The organism is Streptomyces sp. NPDC091289, assembly GCF_044757365.1.
Taxonomy (GTDB): domain Bacteria; phylum Actinomycetota; class Actinomycetes; order Streptomycetales; family Streptomycetaceae; genus Streptomyces.
This window is the reverse complement of record NZ_JBIVUT010000007.1, coordinates 114,056-132,440: the sequence shown is the minus strand read 5'-3', so window position 1 is coordinate 132,440 and position 18,385 is coordinate 114,056. Positions and strand designations below refer to the sequence as shown.

At 73.0% G+C, this 18,385-nt stretch carries 18 protein-coding genes and 1 other RNA gene; 11 read left to right on the top strand and 8 right to left on the bottom strand.

All coding sequences use genetic code 11. The features are described 5' to 3' along the window. Positions 1-33: 33 nt before the first annotated feature. The gene (locus tag ACIQPT_RS11250) at positions 34-1,485 is read right to left on the bottom strand and encodes a multidrug effflux MFS transporter (RefSeq protein WP_401154876.1); all 1,452 of its coding nucleotides are present in this window, start codon (positions 1,483-1,485) and stop codon (positions 34-36) included. A 98-nt stretch (positions 1,486-1,583) separates the two neighbouring features. On the opposite strand from ACIQPT_RS11250, the gene ACIQPT_RS11245 reads away from it, so the two are divergent. After that, a complete protein-coding gene (locus tag ACIQPT_RS11245) occupies positions 1,584-2,579 on the top strand; it encodes a Gfo/Idh/MocA family protein (protein WP_401154874.1) in 996 nt (331 codons plus the stop codon). A 6-nt stretch (positions 2,580-2,585) separates the two neighbouring features. Here the strand turns inward: ACIQPT_RS11245 and ACIQPT_RS11240 are convergent, their stop codons facing one another. Continuing rightward, on the bottom strand, positions 2,586-4,253 hold the full coding sequence (locus ACIQPT_RS11240; RefSeq protein ID WP_401154872.1) for an alkaline phosphatase D family protein: 1,668 nt from the start codon (positions 4,251-4,253) through the stop codon (positions 2,586-2,588). A 144-nt stretch (positions 4,254-4,397) separates the two neighbouring features. Between ACIQPT_RS11240 and ACIQPT_RS11235 the strand changes: the two genes are divergently transcribed. From ACIQPT_RS11235 to ACIQPT_RS11225, 3 genes are all read left to right on the top strand, one after another. Continuing rightward, positions 4,398-5,153, top strand: a complete 756-nt coding sequence (locus ACIQPT_RS11235; RefSeq protein ID WP_401154870.1) for an SDR family oxidoreductase — start codon at positions 4,398-4,400, stop codon at positions 5,151-5,153. 146 nt (positions 5,154-5,299) lie between these two features. Further along, complete coding sequence (locus ACIQPT_RS11230) at positions 5,300-5,779, top strand: lamin tail domain-containing protein (RefSeq protein ID WP_401154868.1); 480 nt, start codon at positions 5,300-5,302, stop codon at positions 5,777-5,779. A 137-nt stretch (positions 5,780-5,916) separates the two neighbouring features. Further along, entirely contained in the window at positions 5,917-6,771 is an 855-nt protein-coding gene (locus ACIQPT_RS11225) for a PhzF family phenazine biosynthesis protein (protein WP_401154867.1), read from the top strand. Positions 6,772-6,802: 31 nt separating this feature from the next. Here the strand turns inward: ACIQPT_RS11225 and ACIQPT_RS11220 are convergent, their stop codons facing one another. Together ACIQPT_RS11220 and ACIQPT_RS11215 are read right to left on the bottom strand one after the other, a co-directional pair. Next, positions 6,803-7,825: a hypothetical protein gene (locus ACIQPT_RS11220; RefSeq protein WP_401154865.1), complete on the bottom strand. Its 1,023-nt coding sequence runs from the start codon at positions 7,823-7,825 to the stop codon at positions 6,803-6,805. Between the two features lie 103 nt (positions 7,826-7,928). Beyond that, positions 7,929-8,555 (bottom strand): TetR/AcrR family transcriptional regulator, encoded by a 627-nt coding sequence (locus tag ACIQPT_RS11215; protein WP_401154864.1) that lies wholly within the window; start codon positions 8,553-8,555, stop codon positions 7,929-7,931. 110 nt (positions 8,556-8,665) lie between these two features. On the opposite strand from ACIQPT_RS11215, the gene ACIQPT_RS11210 reads away from it, so the two are divergent. From ACIQPT_RS11210 to ACIQPT_RS11200, 3 genes are all read left to right on the top strand, one after another. After that, on the top strand, positions 8,666-10,132 hold the full coding sequence (locus ACIQPT_RS11210; protein WP_401154862.1) for an MFS transporter: 1,467 nt from the start codon (positions 8,666-8,668) through the stop codon (positions 10,130-10,132). A 69-nt stretch (positions 10,133-10,201) separates the two neighbouring features. After that, positions 10,202-10,909, top strand: a complete 708-nt coding sequence (locus ACIQPT_RS11205; protein ID WP_401154861.1) for a GNAT family N-acetyltransferase — start codon at positions 10,202-10,204, stop codon at positions 10,907-10,909. Between the two features lie 78 nt (positions 10,910-10,987). After that, positions 10,988-11,899: a glycosyltransferase family 2 protein gene (locus ACIQPT_RS11200; RefSeq protein WP_401154859.1), complete on the top strand. Its 912-nt coding sequence runs from the start codon at positions 10,988-10,990 to the stop codon at positions 11,897-11,899. A 17-nt stretch (positions 11,900-11,916) separates the two neighbouring features. Here ACIQPT_RS11200 and ACIQPT_RS11195 read toward each other — a convergent pair whose 3' ends face one another. Continuing rightward, positions 11,917-12,429 carry a GNAT family N-acetyltransferase gene (locus tag ACIQPT_RS11195; protein WP_401154857.1) on the bottom strand — a complete coding sequence of 171 codons (513 nt, stop codon included), beginning with the start codon at positions 12,427-12,429 and terminating at the stop codon, positions 11,917-11,919. 153 nt (positions 12,430-12,582) lie between these two features. Here ACIQPT_RS11195 and ACIQPT_RS11190 point away from each other — a divergent pair, with 153 nt between their 5' ends. Further along, complete coding sequence (locus ACIQPT_RS11190; RefSeq protein ID WP_401154855.1) at positions 12,583-12,987, top strand: hypothetical protein; 405 nt, start codon at positions 12,583-12,585, stop codon at positions 12,985-12,987. A gap of 34 nt (positions 12,988-13,021) precedes the next feature. Here the strand turns inward: ACIQPT_RS11190 and rnpB are convergent. Continuing rightward, an RNA gene (gene rnpB / locus ACIQPT_RS11185) (RNase P RNA component class A) lies at positions 13,022-13,429 on the bottom strand. Positions 13,430-13,486: 57 nt separating this feature from the next. Further along, positions 13,487-14,056 (bottom strand): Uma2 family endonuclease, encoded by a 570-nt coding sequence (locus ACIQPT_RS11180; RefSeq protein WP_401155159.1) that lies wholly within the window; start codon positions 14,054-14,056, stop codon positions 13,487-13,489. Between the two features lie 179 nt (positions 14,057-14,235). Here ACIQPT_RS11180 and ACIQPT_RS11175 point away from each other — a divergent pair, with 179 nt between their 5' ends. After that, complete coding sequence (locus tag ACIQPT_RS11175; protein ID WP_401154853.1) at positions 14,236-14,982, top strand: MerR family transcriptional regulator; 747 nt, start codon at positions 14,236-14,238, stop codon at positions 14,980-14,982. Further along, on the top strand, positions 14,979-15,866 hold the full coding sequence (locus ACIQPT_RS11170) for a hypothetical protein (RefSeq protein ID WP_401154851.1): 888 nt from the start codon (positions 14,979-14,981) through the stop codon (positions 15,864-15,866). The genes ACIQPT_RS11175 and ACIQPT_RS11170 overlap by 4 nt, the downstream gene beginning before the upstream one ends. Here ACIQPT_RS11170 and ACIQPT_RS11165 read toward each other — a convergent pair. Beyond that, entirely contained in the window at positions 15,817-17,265 is a 1,449-nt protein-coding gene (locus ACIQPT_RS11165; protein ID WP_401154850.1) for an RNB domain-containing ribonuclease, read from the bottom strand. The genes ACIQPT_RS11170 and ACIQPT_RS11165 overlap by 50 nt on opposite strands. A 279-nt stretch (positions 17,266-17,544) precedes the next feature. Here ACIQPT_RS11165 and yaaA point away from each other — a divergent pair, with 279 nt between their 5' ends. Beyond that, positions 17,545-18,345, top strand: a complete 801-nt coding sequence (gene yaaA, locus ACIQPT_RS11160) for a peroxide stress protein YaaA (RefSeq protein WP_401154848.1) — start codon at positions 17,545-17,547, stop codon at positions 18,343-18,345. The last annotated feature ends 40 nt before the right edge of the window (positions 18,346-18,385 follow it).

Genomic DNA, 18,385 nt, shown 5'->3' with positions numbered 1-18,385 from the left:
GGCCGGGGCGGCTCCCTCAGCCGGGGTGCTCCCTCAGAGGCCGCCCTCGCGCCCCGTGCGCTGCCAGGGGCGGCACAGGAGCAGGAAGCAGGCCATCGCCGCCACCGCGCACGCCACCTGGACGACGGCCATCGGTACGGCCGTGTCCTCCCCCGCGATGCCGACCAGCGGGGAGGCGATGGCGCCGATGAGGAACGAGGACGTGCCGAGCAGCGCGGAGGCGGAGCCCGCCGCGTGCTTGGTCCGCATCAGCGCCTGGGCGTTGGTGTTCGGCATCGCGAGGCCCATCGCCGACATCAGCACGAACAGCCCGGCGGCGACCGGCACGAGGCCGACCTCGCCGAAGACGCCGGTCGTCATGAGCAGCAGCGCGACGGCGGCCAGGACGATCACCGAGAGGCCGAAGCCGAGCACCTTGTCGAGGCGGAACCGGCCCACGAGCAGCTTGCCGTTGATCTGCCCGACGATGATCAGGCCGATCGAGTTGAGCCCGAAGAGCAGGCTGAAGGTCTGGGGCGAGGCCCCGTAGATCTCCTGCACGACGAACGGGGAGGCGGCGATGTACGCGAAGAGGACGGCGAAGGCGAGACCGCCCGTGACCATGTAGCCGGTGAAGACCCGGTCGGCGAGCAGCCCGCGCATGGTGCGCAGGGCGTCGGTGACCCCGCCGGTGTGGCGGTCGGCGGGCGGCAGCGTCTCGTGCAGCCACTTCCAGACCACGAGGGTGAGGGCGATGCCGACGCCGGTCAGGACGACGAAGATGCCGCGCCAGTCGGTGACCCGCAGGACCTGGCCGCCGATCAGCGGCGCGATGATCGGGGCGACGCCGGAGATCAGCATCAGAGTGGAGAAGAACCGGGCCATCTCCACGCCGTCGTAGAGGTCGCGCACCACGGCCCGCGCGATGACGATGCCGGCCGCGCCCGCGAGCCCCTGGAGGAGGCGGAAGCCGATGAGGAGTTCGGCGGTGGGGGCCAGGGCGCAGATCGCGGTGGCGAGGACGTAGACGACCATGCCCAGCAGCAGGGGCTTGCGGCGGCCCCAGCGGTCGCTCATCGGTCCGACGACGAGCTGGCCGAGCGCCATTCCGGCCAGGCACGCGGTCAGGGTGAGCTGGACGGTGGCGGCGGGGGCGCTCAGGGAGTCGGTGACCGCGGGGAGCGCCGGGAGGTACATGTCCATGGAGAGCGGCGGCAGTGCGGTGAGTCCGCCGAGGACCATGGTGACCAGGAATCCGGTGCGCCGGGCCGCCTTCGCCGCCGGGCCGGGGAGCCCGGAGCGGCCGGAGCTTCCCGGCGGACCGGGGGTTCCCGGCTGACCAGGGGTTCCCGGCAGGCCGGCGGGGGCGGTGATCTGCGGGGCCGCCGGGTCGACGGCGAGGGCGCCCGCGTCACCGTGCGGGGGCTGCCGGTCCTCGGTCCCCGCGCCGGTCCCGGTCGTGGGTATGTGTGCTCGCTGGGCCCGGCTGCCGCCGCTGTCCGGCATTCTCTTCTCCACATCGTTGAATCCGCATCTATGCTCTCAGCTCGGCCGGAGTGGTCGATACCTTTTTCGGGCGGACTGGGCGGACTGGGGTGGCGGGCATGGGTGGGACGGTGCGCTGGGGTGTGCTGGCGACGGGCGGCATAGCCGCGACCTTCACGGCGGATGTGCGGAAACTCCCCGACGCCGAGGTGGTGGCCGTCGCCTCGCGCACGGAGGCCTCGGCGCGGGCCTTCGCCGAGCGGCACGGGATCGGGCGGGCCTACGGCAGCTGGGCGGAGCTGGTCGCCGACGACGAGGTGGACGTGGTGTACGTGGCCACCCCGCACTCGGCGCACCACGCGGCGGCCGGGCTGGCGCTGAGGGCCGGAAAGCATGTGCTGTGCGAGAAGGCGTTCACGCTCAACAGCCGGGAGGCGCGGGAGCTGGTGGCGCTGGCCCGGGACCGTGGCCTGTTCCTGATGGAGGCCATGTGGACCTACCTCAACCCGGTGATCCGCCGGCTGACCGAGCTGGTCCGGGATGGGGCGATCGGCGAGATCCGTACCGTACAGGCGGACTTCGGCTTCGCGGGCGACTTCGCTCCGGGGCACCGGCTGCGCGATCCGGACCTGGGCGGCGGGGCGCTGCTGGACCTCGGGGTCTATCCGGTGTCGTTCGCGCAGCTGCTGCTGGGTGAGCCGGACCGGGTTCAGGCCGACGCGCTGCTCTCCCCCGAGGGTGTCGACCTGAACACGGGGATGCTGCTCGGCTGGGACTCCGGTGCGAACGCGCTGCTGTCCTGCTCGATCGTCGGCCACCACCCGACGGCGGCGACCGTGATCGGCACGGCCGGGCGGATCGACATCCCCCGCGACTTCTTCCACCCGGACCACTTCGTGCTGCGGCGGGCGGGGAAGGAGCCGGAGACGATCACGTCGGGCCCCGGCCCGGTGGGCCTGTCCGGCATGCAGTACGAGGCTGCCGAGGTAGCGCGCGCGGTGCGGGCGGGCGAGACCGAGTCCCCGCTCGTCCCTCTGGAGGGTTCGCTCGCGGTGATGCGGACGCTCGACGCGGTACGGGACCGCATCGGCGTCCGCTACCCGGCGGACCGCTGAGCCCGGTTACGCGGGGGTGAGCCCGGGGTTGCCCGCCTCGGTGACGAAGGAGGCGGCCGTGGTGAGCGGCGCTCCGGGGGTCGTGACGGCCGCCACCGTACGGAAGTCGGCGCGGGCCTCCTTCGTGCCGAGGGTGACGACCGCGTAGCCGCGCCGCCCGTTGTAGTGCTTCAGGTGCGGGTTGGCGCGGGTCTGGTTCTCCCAGTTGGCGGGCCGGTCCGCGCCGTCCTTGCCGCTGCTGATCGAGGTGGTGACGATCTCCGTGCCGACGGTGCGCGACGCGGGGTCGTCGAAGTCCTTCTTGAGGTCGAAGGCGTAGGAGACGTGGACGTCGCCGGTGAGGACCATCAGGTTCTCCACCCCGGCGGCCTCGGCCCCGGCCAGCACCCGCTGCCGGGAGGCCGGGTAGCCGTCCCAGGAGTCCATGGAGAGCTTGTAGGCGTCGGTGGGCACATCGCGCCGCTGGGCGAAGGTCACCTGTTGCGGCACGACGTTCCAGGTGGCGTCCGAGGCGCGCCAGCCGTCGGTCAGCCAGCGTTCCTGGGCGGCCCCGGTCATGGTGCGCGCGGGGTCCTCGGACTCGGGGCCCGGGGTGCGCCAGCCGTCGCCGTACGCCTGGTCGCTGCGGTACTGGCGGGTGTCGAGGATGTCGAACTGGGCGAGCCGGCCGAAGCGGAGGCGGCGGTAGAGCGTCATGTCCGGGCCGGTGGGGCGCTGCGGGGTGCGCAGCGGCTGGTTCTCCCAGTACGCGCGGTACGCGGCGGCCCTGCGCAGCAGGAACTCCTCGGGCGGTACGTCGTTCTCGGGGATCTCGCCGGCGTAGTTGTTCTCGGTCTCGTGGTCGTCCCAGGTGACGACGAAGGGGTGGGCGGCGTGGGCGGCGCGCAGGTCCGGGTCGGACTTGTAGAGGGCGTAGCGCAGCCGGTAGTCCTCCAGGTTCTCCGTCTCGCGGTTGTAGTGCGCGGGGAGGGTGCGGTCGGTGTAGTTCCGCGCGCCGCCGGTGGCGGTGACGGCGTACTCGTAGAGGTAGTCGCCGAGGTGGAACACGACGTCGACGTCCTCGGCGGCGAGGTGGCGGTGGGCGGTGAAGTACCCGTCGTGGTACGCCTGGCAGGAGACGGCGGCCAGGGTCAGGGAGCTGTTACGGGCTCCGGGGGCCGGGGCGGTGCGGGTGCGGCCGACCGGGCTGGTCCAGCTGCCGGTACGGAAGCGGTAGTAGTAGACCCGGCCGGAGCCGAGGCCCTGGACCTCGGCGCGGACGCTGTGGGCGAACTCCGGGTGGGCGGTGACCGATCCGCGCCGCTCGACACGGCGGAAGCGCTCGTCGCGGGCCACCTCCCAGCGCACCTCGACCCGCTCGCGCGGCAGTCCGCCGCCCGGCTCGTAGGGGCGGGGGGCGAGCCGGGTCCAGATCAGGACGGACGCGGGGTGCGGGTCGCCGGAGGCGACGCCGAGGGTGAACGGGTCCTCGGTGATCCGCCGGGAGTCGAGCTCGGCGGCGCTCGCCGTGCCGGCGGCGGGCAGGTTCACGGCGAAGGCGAGCGCGGCGGCGGCTCCGGTCGCGGTCAGGAAGCGCCTGCGCCCCACCCCCGGTTCGAGTAAGCGGGCGGCGGTGCGGAGTTCGGTCGCTCGGGTGCTCTGATCGGGCGTCATGATGGTCTGTGCGGCTGTCATATGCCCCTCCTCAGCCCGGATGCTGTCGGGATTCATGGCAGCCGCCCGCGACGACGCACCGTTGTCGCGTGCACAACATCCGCATGGCGGGTCGATGAGCACCGCGTGCCCCGTGCACCGATCTGTCCCGTACGCTGCCGGGCCATGAACACAGAGCAGAAGGTCGCTGTCGTCACGGGTGCGGGATCAGGGATCGGGCGGGCCGTCGCGCTCGCCCTCGCGGGTGCGGGCTGGTCGCTCGCGCTGGCGGGCCGGCGGGCCGAACCGCTGGCGGAGACGGCGGCCGCCGCCGGGGACACCGAGGCACTGTGCGTCACCACGGACGTGTCCGACGCCGACGAGGTCGGCGCACTCTTCACCGCCGTACGGGAGCGGTTCGGCCGGCTGGACCTGCTGTTCAACAACGCGGGCACGTTCGGCCCCGGCGGCGTACCTCTGGAGGACCTCGCCGCCGAGGACTGGCGGGCGGTCGTGGACGTGAACCTGACGGGTGCGTTCCTGTGCGCGCAGGCGGCGTACCGGCTGATGAAGGAGCAGGACCCGCAGGGCGGCCGGATCATCAACAACGGCTCGATCTCCGCCCACGCGCCCCGCCCGCACTCGATCGCGTACACCGCGACCAAGCACGCGATCACCGGGCTGACGAAGTCGCTGTCACTGGACGGCCGGCCCTACCGGATCGCCTGCGGGCAGATCGACATCGGCAACGCGGCGACGGAGATGACCGAGCGGATGCGGACCGGGATCCCGCAGGCCAACGGGGAGCTGGCGGTGGAGCCGGTGATGGCGGCGTCCGACGTGGCGCGGACGGTGCTGCACATGGCGGAACTGCCGCTGGAGGCGAACATCCCGTTCGCCACGGTCATGGCGACGAACATGCCGTACGTCGGGCGCGGCTGAGCCCGCATGCGATCACATTCGGCCGCTAATTAGCCATCGAGTGACCGGATTTGCCAATTTATCCGCCTGTGACCGAGCAAGCGCGTGCTGTCCGTATGATCGCATCTCGTTACGCCTTCACCAGAACACCACAGAAGGAACACCGCATGCGCATACGCACCGCTGCGCCGATCGCCCTGGCCGCCGCCACCGCACTGGCCGGCTCGCTCCTCGCCACGGCGGCACCGGCCTCGGCGGCCGCCCACCAGGGCGGGCTGCACTTCGGGACGGTTCAGTACGACGGCCCCGGCAAGGACGACCGGTCGAAGAAGTCGCTGAACGCCGAGTGGGTGAACATCCACAACAACGGCAAGAAGAAGGTCCAGCTCAAGGGCTTCAAGGTGAAGGACAACACCGGCTTCACCTACACCTTCGGCAGCTACACCATCGGCGCGGGCAAGACGGTCAAGCTCCGCACCGGCAAGGGCAAGAACGTCTCGGGCACCGTGCACTGGAACCGGGGCGCGTACGTCTGGAACAACACCGGCGACAAGGCCCGGCTGATCAAGCCGAACGGGAAGCTCCAGGACTCCTGCTCCTGGAAGAAGTCCACGAAGGCGAACAAGGGCATCAAGAACTGCCACTGACACGTCCGGGAGGACTGTCCGGGGAGGGCTGGTCGCGGGCCGGGGGGGGCGCGACCAGCCCTTTCGCGCGTCGTACCGTCGTACCGCCGTACCGCCGTACCGGGAATGACGGGAGGGGCGGCCGGGTTGACTGCTGCATGACACATGATCACGGTCCCGAAGTTCTGCGCTACACCGCCTTCTCCGCCGACCCCGCGGGCGGAAACCCCGCCGGAGTCGTCCTGGACGCCTCCGGTCTGGACGAGGAGCGGATGCTCGCCGTCGCTGCGGAGGTGGGCTACAGCGAGTCGGCGTTCCTGACCGAGCGGACCGGCGAAGGCGCGTACACGATCCGCTACTTCAGCCCGAAGGCCGAGGTGCCGTTCTGCGGCCATGCCACGGTCGCCACGGCGCTCGCCCTGGCGGAGCGCGACGGGCCGGGCGAGCTGGAGTTCGCGACGGCCGCGGGTACGGTGCCGGTCTCCGTCGTCCGCGAGAACGGCGAGCTCCGCGCCACCCTGACCAGCGTGGCCCCGCGGGTCGAGGAGACCGCCGCGGCCGATGTGGCGGAGGCGCTGGCGGCCCTGGACTGGGCGGCCGCCGATCTCGACCCGGCCCTGCCGCCCCGGATCTCCTACGCGGGGGCCCGGCATCTGGTGCTGGCCGCCGCCACCCGGGAGCGGCTGGCGGACCTGGACTACGACTTCGCGCGGCTCGAAGCGCTGATGCACCGGCTGGACCTGACCACCCTGCAACTGGTGTGGCGCGAGGGGCCGGAGCTCTTCCACGTCCGCGACCCGTTCCCGGTGGGCGGGGTCGTCGAGGACCCGGCGACGGGCGCGGCGGCCGCGGCCTTCGGCGCGTACGCACGGGAGCTCGGGCTCGTACCGGAGGCCGCCGTGCTGACCCTGCGCCAGGGGGAGGACATGGGCCGCCCCGGCACGCTCACCGTCGAACTGCGCGCGGACGACGCCCGGATCCGGGTCAGCGGCACGGGCGCCCGGATCAGCTGAGCGTCCGCGGAACCGAGGCGGCGGCCGCGGTTCAGCCGGTGGCGTCCTTGACCGGGGAGACGTGGGCGTACCAGCGCTCCGTCTCCTCCGGGTCGAGGGCGCGCTCCAGCAGGACGTCACCGCGCATGCCGGGGAAGAAGCGGCCCGCGGGCCAGGTCCTGCGGTAGGACGGCTCGTCCAGGACCAGCAGCCGGACGCCGTCGACGACGGGGATGTCGGCCGGGGCGCCCTCGTTCCACACCGGTTCGCCGTCCGGGGCGACCAGGTCGAAGGAGCCCACGGCGTCCACCTGCCCGGGGGTCTCCCGGCAGACGGCCGCCTCCTGCGGCGAGGGCGCGCGGCCCTCCACATGGCCGCCGCCTATGAGCGCGTCGGCGAGCAGGGTGTGCAGCTGGAAGTTGTCCCCGATGCCGGAGAACCGCAGGCGATAGCCGGTGCCGCTCGTCCGGTGGAGGGCGACGAGCGGTTCGTCGTCCAGCACCAGGAGGGCGTGGGCGAGGGACTTCAGCTCCAGGCCGGAGGCCCGCTCCACCGCGCCGAGCAGCCGCAACGCCTCGCCCCGGGAGCCGGCCGACCGCCGCACCCCGGGGTGGTTCAGCATCGCGACGGCGGCCATCTCCCACTGGGGAAGCGTCCACCAGCCGACGGCGGCGTCGAAGCCGGCCCGCTCCACGAGTTCCGGGCCCGGCTCGCCGCCGTCGGGGGCGGGAAACGCGCCGCCACCGGTCGCGGCCCACGCCTCGGTGCACACCAGGGCCTGCTCCAGGGTCCACCGCAGCCCGGCCAGCACCCCCGGGGCGCAGCGCTCGGCGTCCGCGCCTCGTTCGACGCAGGCCCCGACGAGCACGGCGACGACGGCACGGTGGCCGGGCGGCACCTGCTCCAGTACGGCGGCGAGCCGCGGCCCGCCGTCCAGCAGCTCCGACTCCCTGGCCTGCCCGAAGGTCTCCTGCAACCGGGCGAACGCCTTGCCGGACCGTTTGGCGTCCCGCGCCTTCACCGCGGCCTCGAAGTCGGCGACGGCACCCCCGAACCCGGCTTTACCGAATATCATTCCGGCACTTTATCGACATGCCGTCGGGCGCCGCGAAGCCGGTCACCACCGAGGGCTGCCGCATTCCTCACCGTAGGGTTTCCGCGCCCTCACCCCGCTCTCCTCACCGTACGAACACACCGGCTCGCGCAGCGGCGACCGCCGCGTCGGCGGCACGGTCGGCCGCCGCCTCGTCCAGCGGCGCGCCACTGGCCAGCAGCCGGTAGTACAGCGGCGCCGACACCGCCGCGATCACCTCACCGGGGTCCGTGCCGGCGGGCAGTTCACCGCGTTCGACCGCCGCTTCGACGCAGCCGGACCACTCCCCGATCCGCACCGCGTAGAAGCGGTGCAGGGCGTCGGCGGCCCGCGGGTCGCAGGTGGCGGCGGCGATGACGGCCACGAAGAGAGGCCCCTGCCGGGGGTCGGTCAGCGTGCGGACCACGAGGCGCGCGTTGGCCCGGAGGTCCCCGACCAGCGATCCGGTGTCCGCGCGCGGCAGCGACTGCTCCGCCATGTCCGTGAGCAGATCGGCCACCAGCCCGGCGGGGGCGGCCCAGCGCCGGTAGACGGTCGTCTTGCCGACCTCGGCCCGCCGGGCGACGTCGGCCAGGTCGAGCCCGTCGAAACCGTGCTCGACCAGCGCGTCCCCGGCCGCACGCAGCACCGCCTCCCGCACCCGCGCGGTGCGGCCGCCGGGGCGCACGGTGCCCGGCTCCCCACCGTCGGCGTCGACACCTTCAGAAGTCATAACGGGTCTCCAGTTCCATTAACAACGCTTCCCCTGTTACGGTGACGCCACCTTAACGGAACCACAGAACCGTTAAGTCATTCCGTGCTGCTCAGGAAGGCGTCCCTGCCATGTCCCGTACCGCTCCCGCATCCACCGGACCGACGGCCGTCCCCCGCGCCGCCGGCCCCCGCATGACGAGACGCCAGAAGCTCGTGCTGGCACTGCTGCTCGGCTCCCAGTTCATGATCGCGGTGGACTTCTCGATCCTGAACGTGGCACTGCCCGTCGTCGGGGAAGGGCTCGGCTTCTCCCTCGGCGACCTCCAGTGGATCGCCACGTCCTTCGCGCTCGCCGCCGCCGGATTCACCCTGCTCTTCGGACGCGTCGCCGACCTCGTCGGCCGCAAGAACCTGTTCATCGGCGGCATGGTCGTCCTCGGTCTCTCCTCCGCGCTCGGCGGCCTCGCCACCTCGCCCGGGGTCCTCCTCACCGCCCGCGTGCTCCAGGGCCTGGCCACCGCGGCCGTCACCCCCGCCGGACTCGCGCTGCTGACCACCTCGTTCAAGGAGGGGCCGCTGCGCGAACGCGCGCTGGGGCTCAACGGGGCCCTGATGTCGGCCGGGTTCACCGCCGGAGCGATCCTCGGCGGCCTCCTGACGGACCTGCTCTCCTGGCGCTGGGCCTTCTTCATCAACGTACCGGTCGCGGCCCTGGTCGTGCTCCTGGCCCCGTCCGTGATCACCGATTCCCGGCCGGAGCGGCGGCCCCGGCTGGACGTGCCCGGCGCGGTCACCGTCACCGGCGGGCTGCTGCTGCTCGTCCTCGGACTCACGCAGGCCGGCGAGACCGGCTGGACCGCCCCCACCACACTGGCCTCCCTGGCCGCGGGCGCCGCACTGCTCGCCACCTTCGTCCGCATCGAGCAGCGGGCCGCCGCACCGCTCGTCCCGATGCACATCCTGAAGCGTCGCAGCATCGTCTGGGGCAATGCCGCGGGGCTGATCGCCTTCGTCACGGAGACCTCGCTGGTCTTCCTGCTCACCCTGTATCTCCAGGAGGTCCTCGGCTACTCCGCGCTGGCCACCGGCCTCGCGTTCGGCGTGCTGGGCATCGGCACGGTCGTCGGCGGGATGCTCGGCGGACGGGCGGTGGGCCGGTTCGGCAACCGGCGCGCCATCGTGCTGGGCGGGGCCGTCCAGGCCGTCGCCACGCTCTCCCTCGTCGCGCTCGGCACGTCCGGCTCCTGGATCTGGCTCCTGCTGACGGCCACCTTCGTCGGCGGTGTGGGCAACATGCTGATGATCGTCGGCTTCATGGTCACGGCCACCTCGGGCCTGCCCGACGAGGAGCAGGGGCGGGCCACCGGACTGGCGACGATGACCCAGCAGGTCGGCATCGCCCTCGGCATCCCGGTGATGAGCGCGGTCGTCACCGCCCGGACGGGGGCCGTGACGGGGCCGGAGGCGATACTCTCCGGCGTCTCCACCGCCATCCTCGTGAACTCCGCCCTGGTCCTGGCCGGCGCCCTGCTCGCCGGGTACTTCCTGACGGAGAGGGAGACGGAGAGGGACCGGACGGCAGCGGCGGAGGCGTGAGCAGGACGGGACCGGCCACCGCCTTCCGCCCCGGGGGCGGAACAGGACCGACAGCGGGAGGATACGGACATGGCTGCTCCCGAGCGGGGTCCCGAACCCGGCCCCCGTACCGACACCGGACCGGGCCCCGACACCGGGCGAGGCTCCGGCACCGGGCGGGGCTCCGATGCCGAGCCCGGCCCCGGCCCCGACGTCGGCCCCGAACCCCTGACCGTCCCGAGCATGTCCGCGGGTCCGGACTTCGTCCTGCGCCCCTGGGAGATGAGCGACCTCCCGCTGGTCCGCGAGGCCTCGCTCGACCCGTACATCCCGCTCATCACCACGATCCCGTCCCGCTACTCGGACGCGGCCGCCGAGGCGTTCGTCCGCAGGCAGTGGGAGCGCGCGGCCACCGGCGCGGGGTACCCGTTCGCCATCGTCCGCTCCCGGGACCGGCGCCCGGTCGGCGCGATCGGGCTGTGGCTGCGCGATCTGCCCGAGGGCCGCGCCTCCCTCGGCTACTGGCTCACCGCCCCCGCCCGCGGCCAGGGCGTCGCCCGCGCCGCGCTGCGTACGGTGACGGGCTGGGCCCTGCACGACCTCGGCGTCCACCGCCTCCAGCTCTTCGTCGAACCGTGGAACACCGCCTCCGCCCGGATCGCCGAGGACGTCGGCTTCCGGCGGGAGGGGCTGCTGCGCGGCTGGCAGCAGGTGGGCGACCAGCGGCGGGACATGGCCGTGTACGCGCTGCTGAACACCGACGGGCCCGCAGATGACCGGGCGGCGACCGCGAACTGAACAGCGAGGCGTTACGATCGCGGGCACCGCTGCCGACCAGCAGCCGACGACCGGCAGCCGAGCCCAGGAGTACCGACCTTGTCCGCACCGTCCGCACCACGCATCGGCGTATCCATCGTGACCATGGGGGACCGCCCGCAGGCGGTCGAGGCGCTGCTGGCGTCGGTCGCCATGCAGGACGTCCGGCCCACCCGGCTCGTGATCATCGGCAACGGTACGGAGCTCCCGGACTACGCCTCCACTCCCGGCCTGGAGGACCTCGACGGCGGGGTCACCACCATCGAGCTGCCGGAGAACCTCGGCTGCCCCGGCGGCCGGAACGAGGGACTGCGCAGGCTCGCCGAGATCGGCGACGTGGACGTGGTGATCGAGCTGGACGACGACGGGCTGCTGGTCGACAAGGACGTCTTCCGCCGGGTACGGGACCACTTCGCGGCCGACGACCGGCTCGGCATCGTCGGCTTCCGGATCGCCGACGAGCTCGGCGAGACGCAGCGCCGCCATGTGCCGCGCCTGCGCGCGGGCGACCCGATGCGCGGCGGCGAGGTCACCGCCTTCCTCGGCGGCGGCCACGCGTTCTCCATGAAGATGCTGGAGCAGACCGGTCTGTGGCCGGCGGAGTTCTTCTTCACCCACGAGGAGACGGACCTCGCCTGGCGCGCGCTCGACGCGGGCTGGAAGGTGCTGTACGAGCCCGAGCTGCTGCTCCAGCACCCGAAGACGTCGCCGGCCCGGCACGCGGTCTACTACCGGATGACGGCCCGCAACCGCGTCTGGCTCGCCCGCCGCAACCTGCCCCTCCCCCTGGTCCCCGCCTACCTCGGCACCTGGACCCTGCTGACCCTGGCCCGCACCCGCGACCCGCAGGGCCTGCGCGCCTGGGCGGGCGGCTTCGCGGAGGGCGTCCGCACCCCGTGCGGCGAGCGGCGCCCGATGCGCTGGTCCACGGTGTGGCAGATGACACGGCTGGGCCGCCCGCCGGTCATCTGACCCGCGGGCCGGTGGGCCTACGGCGTCCAGCGGTAGAGCACATCGGGCTCGTTCTCCTCGTTGCGGCCGCCGTCGTCGAACGCGACGGCGGTGAACCCGTGCCGCTCGTAGAAGGCGCGGGCGGCGGCGTTGCGCCGGAACACATACAGGCCGATCGGCCCGTCCACCGCCCCGCGCACCTCCGCCAGCAGCCGGCTCCCGATCCCGCGCCGCAACGAGTCGGGCCGCAGATAGAGCTGATCGAGCTCGTCGTCCCCGACGAGCACGGCGAACCCCAGCACCTCGCCGCCCCCGCCTTCGCCCACTGCTTCGGCCACCCACACCGCGGTGCTGGTGGGCAGCACGACCTGGGTGATCCACGCGAGGGTGTCCTCGTCGCTGTGGACCCGGGGCAGATACGGCATGGCGGCGGCACGGGAGGCCAGGAACACTTTCGTCACAGCCTCCGCGTCCCGGCCCGCCGCCCGACGTATCCGCACCGCATCCGGCGCCATGGCCCCGCCCACGTACATGCTCTCCGTCACCCGCATCACTCCCCGTCCCAGGGCCGGTACGTCCCCGCCCGTGCGGGTGGGGAACAATGGCCGCGGGCAGCAGACCATGCCAAGGGGTCGTCGCGCAGGTGAAATACCGGTGCGGCGAGAGGGCTTGGGGAACACGGGGAACACAAGGGGGACATCGCGATGAGCTGGTTCTGGTGGATTCTCATCTTTTTCTGGGTCGGGGGCTTCGCCTGGACCCAGGACACCTTCCGCAAGGCCCTGCGCAAGCGGCACAAGCGGAAGCTGGAACTGCTGAAGGCGACGACGCGGAGTCAGCTCGCGCTCGAGGCCGCGAACAAGCCGCCGGAGCCGGTGTGCGGCTGCACCCACCATCTCGCCAAGCACGACAAGCAGGGCCGGTGCCATGAGCAGGTCGAGGTGCCGACGGCCTGGGACGAGAACAAGAAGCCGCTGCGCTACGAGCCCGGGCAGTGCACCTGCCAGCAGTACGTGGGCCCGCAGCCGCTCTCGCAGGTGTACGCGGAGGAGCTGACGGACCGCTGGCCGATCGGGCCGACGACAACGGAAGAGCCTCCGACCAGGTGAGACACCCGGCCGGAGGCCCTGGTAAGCGCACCGGCAGACGAGCCGTGCTGTACGCCGGGTTCTGTCTCACGGTCGCCTCGCGGCGGCCGTGGAGACGGCCATCCATCTAGGACCGGCATTGCTGCCGGCCTCGTGCGGTCTACCCGTGAACTCGGGCGAGCAGCCCTCGGACGTTCACGCAGGGCCGTCCCGTTTCCGGCACGCCCCCTCTTGACCTTGCTCCGGGTGGGGTTTACCTAGCCGCCTGAGTCACCTCAGGCGCTGGTGGTCTCTTACACCACCGTTTCACCCTTACCCGCGACCGAAGTCGCGGGCGGTCTGTTTTCTGTGGCACTGTCCCGCGGGTCACCCCGGGTGGCCGTTAGCCACCACCCTGCCCTGTGGAGCCCGGACGTTCCTCGGGAGGATCCGGGGATCCTCACGCGGCCGTCCGCACGACTCGTCTGCCGTGATCGCCATCCTACCGGGCTGTACAGACCGACTGCCCGGTCGGTCTCCCTCAGCCGAAGTCGCCGGTCTCCAGATCGAAGGCGAAGGGCTCGGGGAGCGGGAGCGGCTTGCCGTACGGGATGGTGAGGAGCTGGCGGTAGTCGTCGTTCTCCGGTTCGCTGAACAGCGTCACCGAGCCGTGGTCCCGGTCGATGAGCAGATAGAGCGGGATGCCGCCACGGGCATAGCAGCGGCGCTTGGCCTCGCGGTCGGCCTGCGGCTTGGTGGAGGTCACCTCCACCACCAGGGCGACGCCATCGCAGGGCATCCAGGGGTCGGCGCCGCGGAAGAGGCGGAGCTCAAGCGGGGCGAAGGTGCCGTCGGGGATGGCGTGGTTCTTCGGGCAGCCACCGCCGCTGCGGAGTCTCAGCCCTTTGTTTCCGGAGAACTGCATGCGCGTTCGGGCGCGCCTGGCCACTTGGTCGGCGATCAGCCCGATGTAGTCCTCGTGGTCCCCGTCCGGCGGCGGCGTCACGACGATCTCCCCCTCGATCAGTTCCGCCCGGAAGCCTTCCGGCGTGTCCAGGGCCAGGAAGCCCTCCAGAAGGACTTCTGCCTGCGTGAGCGGCTCGTGCGCCATGGCAGTCATGTCACGCTCCTTCCTCGGTCGCTCGCCAGACTGGGGCATCGGGGGACCAGCCGTCCGTGAGAGGGGAGTTCTTCCTCCGATCGTGGCACAGGACCGCTCGGCGTGGACGAAAGCGCGGGAAGGAACGTGGCGCTTGACCTTGCCGCAGCGTCAACGTTTCTACTGGCCACATGCGTATCGGAGAGATCGCCGCGCTCGTGGGAGTCACATCCCGGGCCGTCCGGCACTACCACCACATCGGCCTCCTGCCCGAGCCCGCCCGGCAGTCCAACGGCTATCGGGCGTACACCGTCCGCGATGCCGTGCTGCTGGCCCGGATCCGGCGGCTGACGGAGATCGGGCTCTCCCTGGACGAGGTGCGGGACGTGCTCGCCGACGACGCGGGGCGGGAGCTGGCCGAGGTGCTCGGGGAGCTGGACGCCGATCTGGCGCGGCAGGAGCGGGAGATCCATGAGCGGCGGCAGGTCCTGGCCGTGCTCCTGGAGGCGCCGCTCACCTCGGACGGGCCGCTCTCCCCCGCCCTCGCCGCGCTCCTGGAGAACGCGCCCGACACCACGTCCCCGGCCGCCGCGAAGGACCGCGAGCATCTGGCGTTGCTGGACGCGGCGGGCGACGGGGCCGGGTCCGAGGTGTTCGCCGCGCTGCGGCCGGTGGCCGAGGATCCGGGTGCGCTCGCGCTGTACGAGCGGCTCGACGAGCTGGCAGAAGCCGGGACGGACGACCCGCGCATCGCGCCCCTGGCGGCCGAGCTGGTCGCGGCCGTGCCGGACGAGGTGCTGGCGGTGATCCCCGAAGGGGAGCCGTCGGCGACGGGGTTCGGGCGGGTGCTGCTCGACGACTATCCGCCCGCGCAGCGCGAGGTGGTGCGCCGGGTGATGGAGGCGCTGGCCCTGCGGGTCCAGGGGAGAAGGTCATGACGCCGGGGCTGCGGGTGGCGAGGGCCGCCGCATGGTCGGTGCTGCCCGCCGAGCTGGTGCTGGTCGTCTGTGTGGTGGCCGGGGTGCGGATACCCGTCGGGGTCCTGCTGGGGGCCGAGGCCCTGGTGGTGGCCGTGCTCGTGCTCGACGCCTCGGTGCTGTGGCGGCTGTACGCGGCCCGGCGGCGGGACGGGACCGGGCGGCGGGCGGCCCTGCGGTCGGCGGTGGGCACGCTGGTGCCGGTGGCGTTGCGGCGGCTCGTGGTGCACGAGTTCCGGGCCCTGCACAGCCTCGGGCTGTGGGTCGTACGCCGCCGGCACCGGGTTCCGGAGGGGGCGCTGCCCGTCCCGTACACCGAGCCGCAGACCGGGGTGATGTACGCCTTCGCCTTCGTCTCGGTCCTGGAGACGGTGGTGCTGGCCCTGGTGATCCCCTGGCCGCTGGTCCACGCGATCCTGCTCGTCGTGGATGTGTACGGCGTCGTCGTGGTCTTCGCGATCCACGCGGCGTGCGTCACCCGGCCGCATCTCGTGGGGGCGGACGGTTCGCTGCGGCTGCGCTACGGCGCCCTGTTCGACCTCCGGGTGCCCGCCTCCGCCATCGTCTCCGCCCGGGTGGACCGGCGCTTCCCGGGTGGTGGACTGGTCCGGGTGGACGAGGACGGGACGCTCGATCTGGCGGTCGGGAGCCAGACGACGGTGACCGTGGAGCTGACGGAGCCGGTGGAGTTCGTGCGGCCGCTCGGCCGGCGCGGGAGCGCCCGGACGCTCCGCTTCAACGCGGACGATCCCCGGGCGGCCGTCGCTGCTCTCAAGCCCCCGCTCGCTTCCCCGCTCACGCCGGAGCGAACAGCACCGTCCTCGACGCCGGACCTGCCCGCGTGAGCCGGACCCGCAGCCGCTCCCCCAGCGGCAGCGGGGCCGTGCCGCCCTCGATCCGGCCGACGATCGCCGGGTCCCGGAGGTGGACCGTGCCGGTAGTGGGGTTCCGCTCCTGGATGTCCACCACGTACGCGTCGAAGAGTTCGCCCTCCCGCCCCTCCAGCAGCGCCGCCTCGACCAGGTCGACGCAGGCCCGCTCCACGGTGTTGGCGCGCCGCGTCCCCTCGGCCATCTCCTTCGGGAGGGCGGGGAGGGCTTCCCGGACCCACTCCGGGGGTTCCTTCCCGGCGGTCGCGGCGAGGCAGAGTTCGGACGCGTACCGGTCGACCAGGCGGCGCAGCGGTGCGGTGCAGTGCGTGTAGAGGTCGGCGACCGCCGCGTGCACGGCAGGGTCGGGGAGTTCGCCGTGGTCGAAGGCGGTGTAGCCCGCGCCGCGCAGGAGGGTCGTGCATTCCTGGAGGAACGCCGCGTGGTTGCCCTGCTCCGGGTCGAGGGAGCGGACGACCTCGGCGTACGGGACGTGGTGCGGCCAGTCGACGCGCAGGGCGCGGGCGGAGCGCCGCAGCCGGGCGACGGCCCCGTCCGGGGCGACGGGGAGGGTGCGCAGGATGCCGGTGCCCGTGTCGGCCATCAGGTGGGCGGCGGCCGTGCCGGTGAGCAGCGAGATCTGCGCGTTCCAGGCCTCGGCGGGGAGCGGGGCGCGGTAGGCGAGGCCGTAGGCGCCGTCGTGCTCGACGATCTCCTGTTCGGGGACGTCGAGCGAGATGCCGCCCCGGGCCAGCTCCTGTTCCTCGCGCAGCCGTCCGATGTCGCGGAGCAGGGCGAGGGGCTCCTCGGCGGTGCCCGCGTCGATCTGCCGCTGGACGCCCGCGTAGTCGAGCTTCGCGCGGCTGCGGACCAGGGCCCGGCGTACGTCGGTGGCGACGGCCCGCCCGTCGCCGTCCAGGTCGATCCGCCACAGCGCGGCGGGGCGGGTCTCGCCGGGGAGGAGGCTGGCGGCGCCCTCGGAGAGGACGGTGGGGTGGAGGGGGACCCGGTCGTCGGGGAAGTAGAGCGTGGTGACCCGGCGGTGGGCCTCGGCGTCGAGCGCGCCGCCCGGCCGGAGATACGCGGCGACGTCGGCGATGGCGTAGTGCACCCGGTAGCCGGCCCCGTCCCGGCGGCGTTCCAGATACATCGCCTGGTCGAGGTCTGTGGACGTGGGCGGGTCGATGGTGAGGAACGGCAGGTCCGTGGCGTCCTCGTGGGCCGCCAGGTCCGGGGCCCGCGCCGCCTCCGCCGCCTCCGCCAGTGCCTCGGGCGGGAAGGCGGCGGGCAGGTCGAGCTCGGTGCGCAGCGCCCGCAGGGCGGCCCCGAGCGAGCAGTCGGCTGCGCCGGTCATACGCAGGTGGCGGCGGGGCATGGACCGAGCGTAGGCCGGGCGGGGGCGGGCGGCATCCGGGGCGTGTCGGCGACCGGACGTGTGCGGCCGGCCGCCGTACGCGTGCACCTGCTGCCGGAGGTGCGCACCGGCCGCCGTACGCATGCACCGACCGCCGTACGCGTTCACCTGCGGACCGGCCGGTCCGGGCCGTCGCCGTACGGGAGGTGCCCGCCCGTCCCCGTACCCTTGCCGGGGACCCGGAGAGCCCGCACGCCGCCCGGGTCCGCGCTTGCGCCGTACGTACGAAGGAGAACCGCCGTGCTCGTGCTGTTGCCGCCCTCCGAAGGAAAGGCCGCCTCGGGGCGCGGGGCTTCCCTGAAGCCGGAGTCGCTGTCGCTCCCGGGGCTCGCCCCGGCCCGTGCGGCGGTGCTGGACGAGCTGGTCGAGCTGTGCCAGGCGGACGAGGAGAAGGCCCGTGAGGTGCTGGGCCTGAGCGTGGGGCTGCGGGGCGAGGTCGGCAAGAACGCCGAGCTGCGCACCGCCGGAACCCGTCCGGCCGGGGAGCTCTACACCGGCGTGCTGTACGACGCCCTCGACCTGGCCTCGCTGGAGACGGCCGCCCGGCGGCGGGCGGCCTCGTCGCTGCTGGTCTTCTCGGGGCTGTGGGGCGCGGTCCGGATCGGCGACCGGATTCCGCCGTACCGCTGCTCGATGGGGGTGAAGCTGCCCGGTCTCGGCGCGCTCGGCGCGTACTGGCGCACCCCGATGGAGACCGTGCTGCCCGAGGCCGCCGGGGACGGGCTCGTCCTGGACCTGCGGTCCTCCGCGTACACGGCGGCGTGGAAGCCGAAGGGCGAGGTGGCCTCGCGCACGGCGAGCGTGCGGGTGCTGCACGCGCAGCTGGTGGGCGGCGTGGAGAAGCGGTCCGTGGTGAGCCACTTCAACAAGGCGACCAAGGGCCGGCTGGTGCGCGATCTGCTGCTGGCGGGCGCGCGGCCCAAGGGTCCGGCGGAGCTGGTGGAGGTGTTGCGGGACCTCGGGTACGTGGTGGAGGCCGCGGCCCCCGCACGGGCCGGACGGCCGTGGTCGCTGGACGTGGTGGTGACGGAGATTCACTGACCGGCCGAGGGGAAGCAAGCGAGCTTGCTTGCGTTGCACA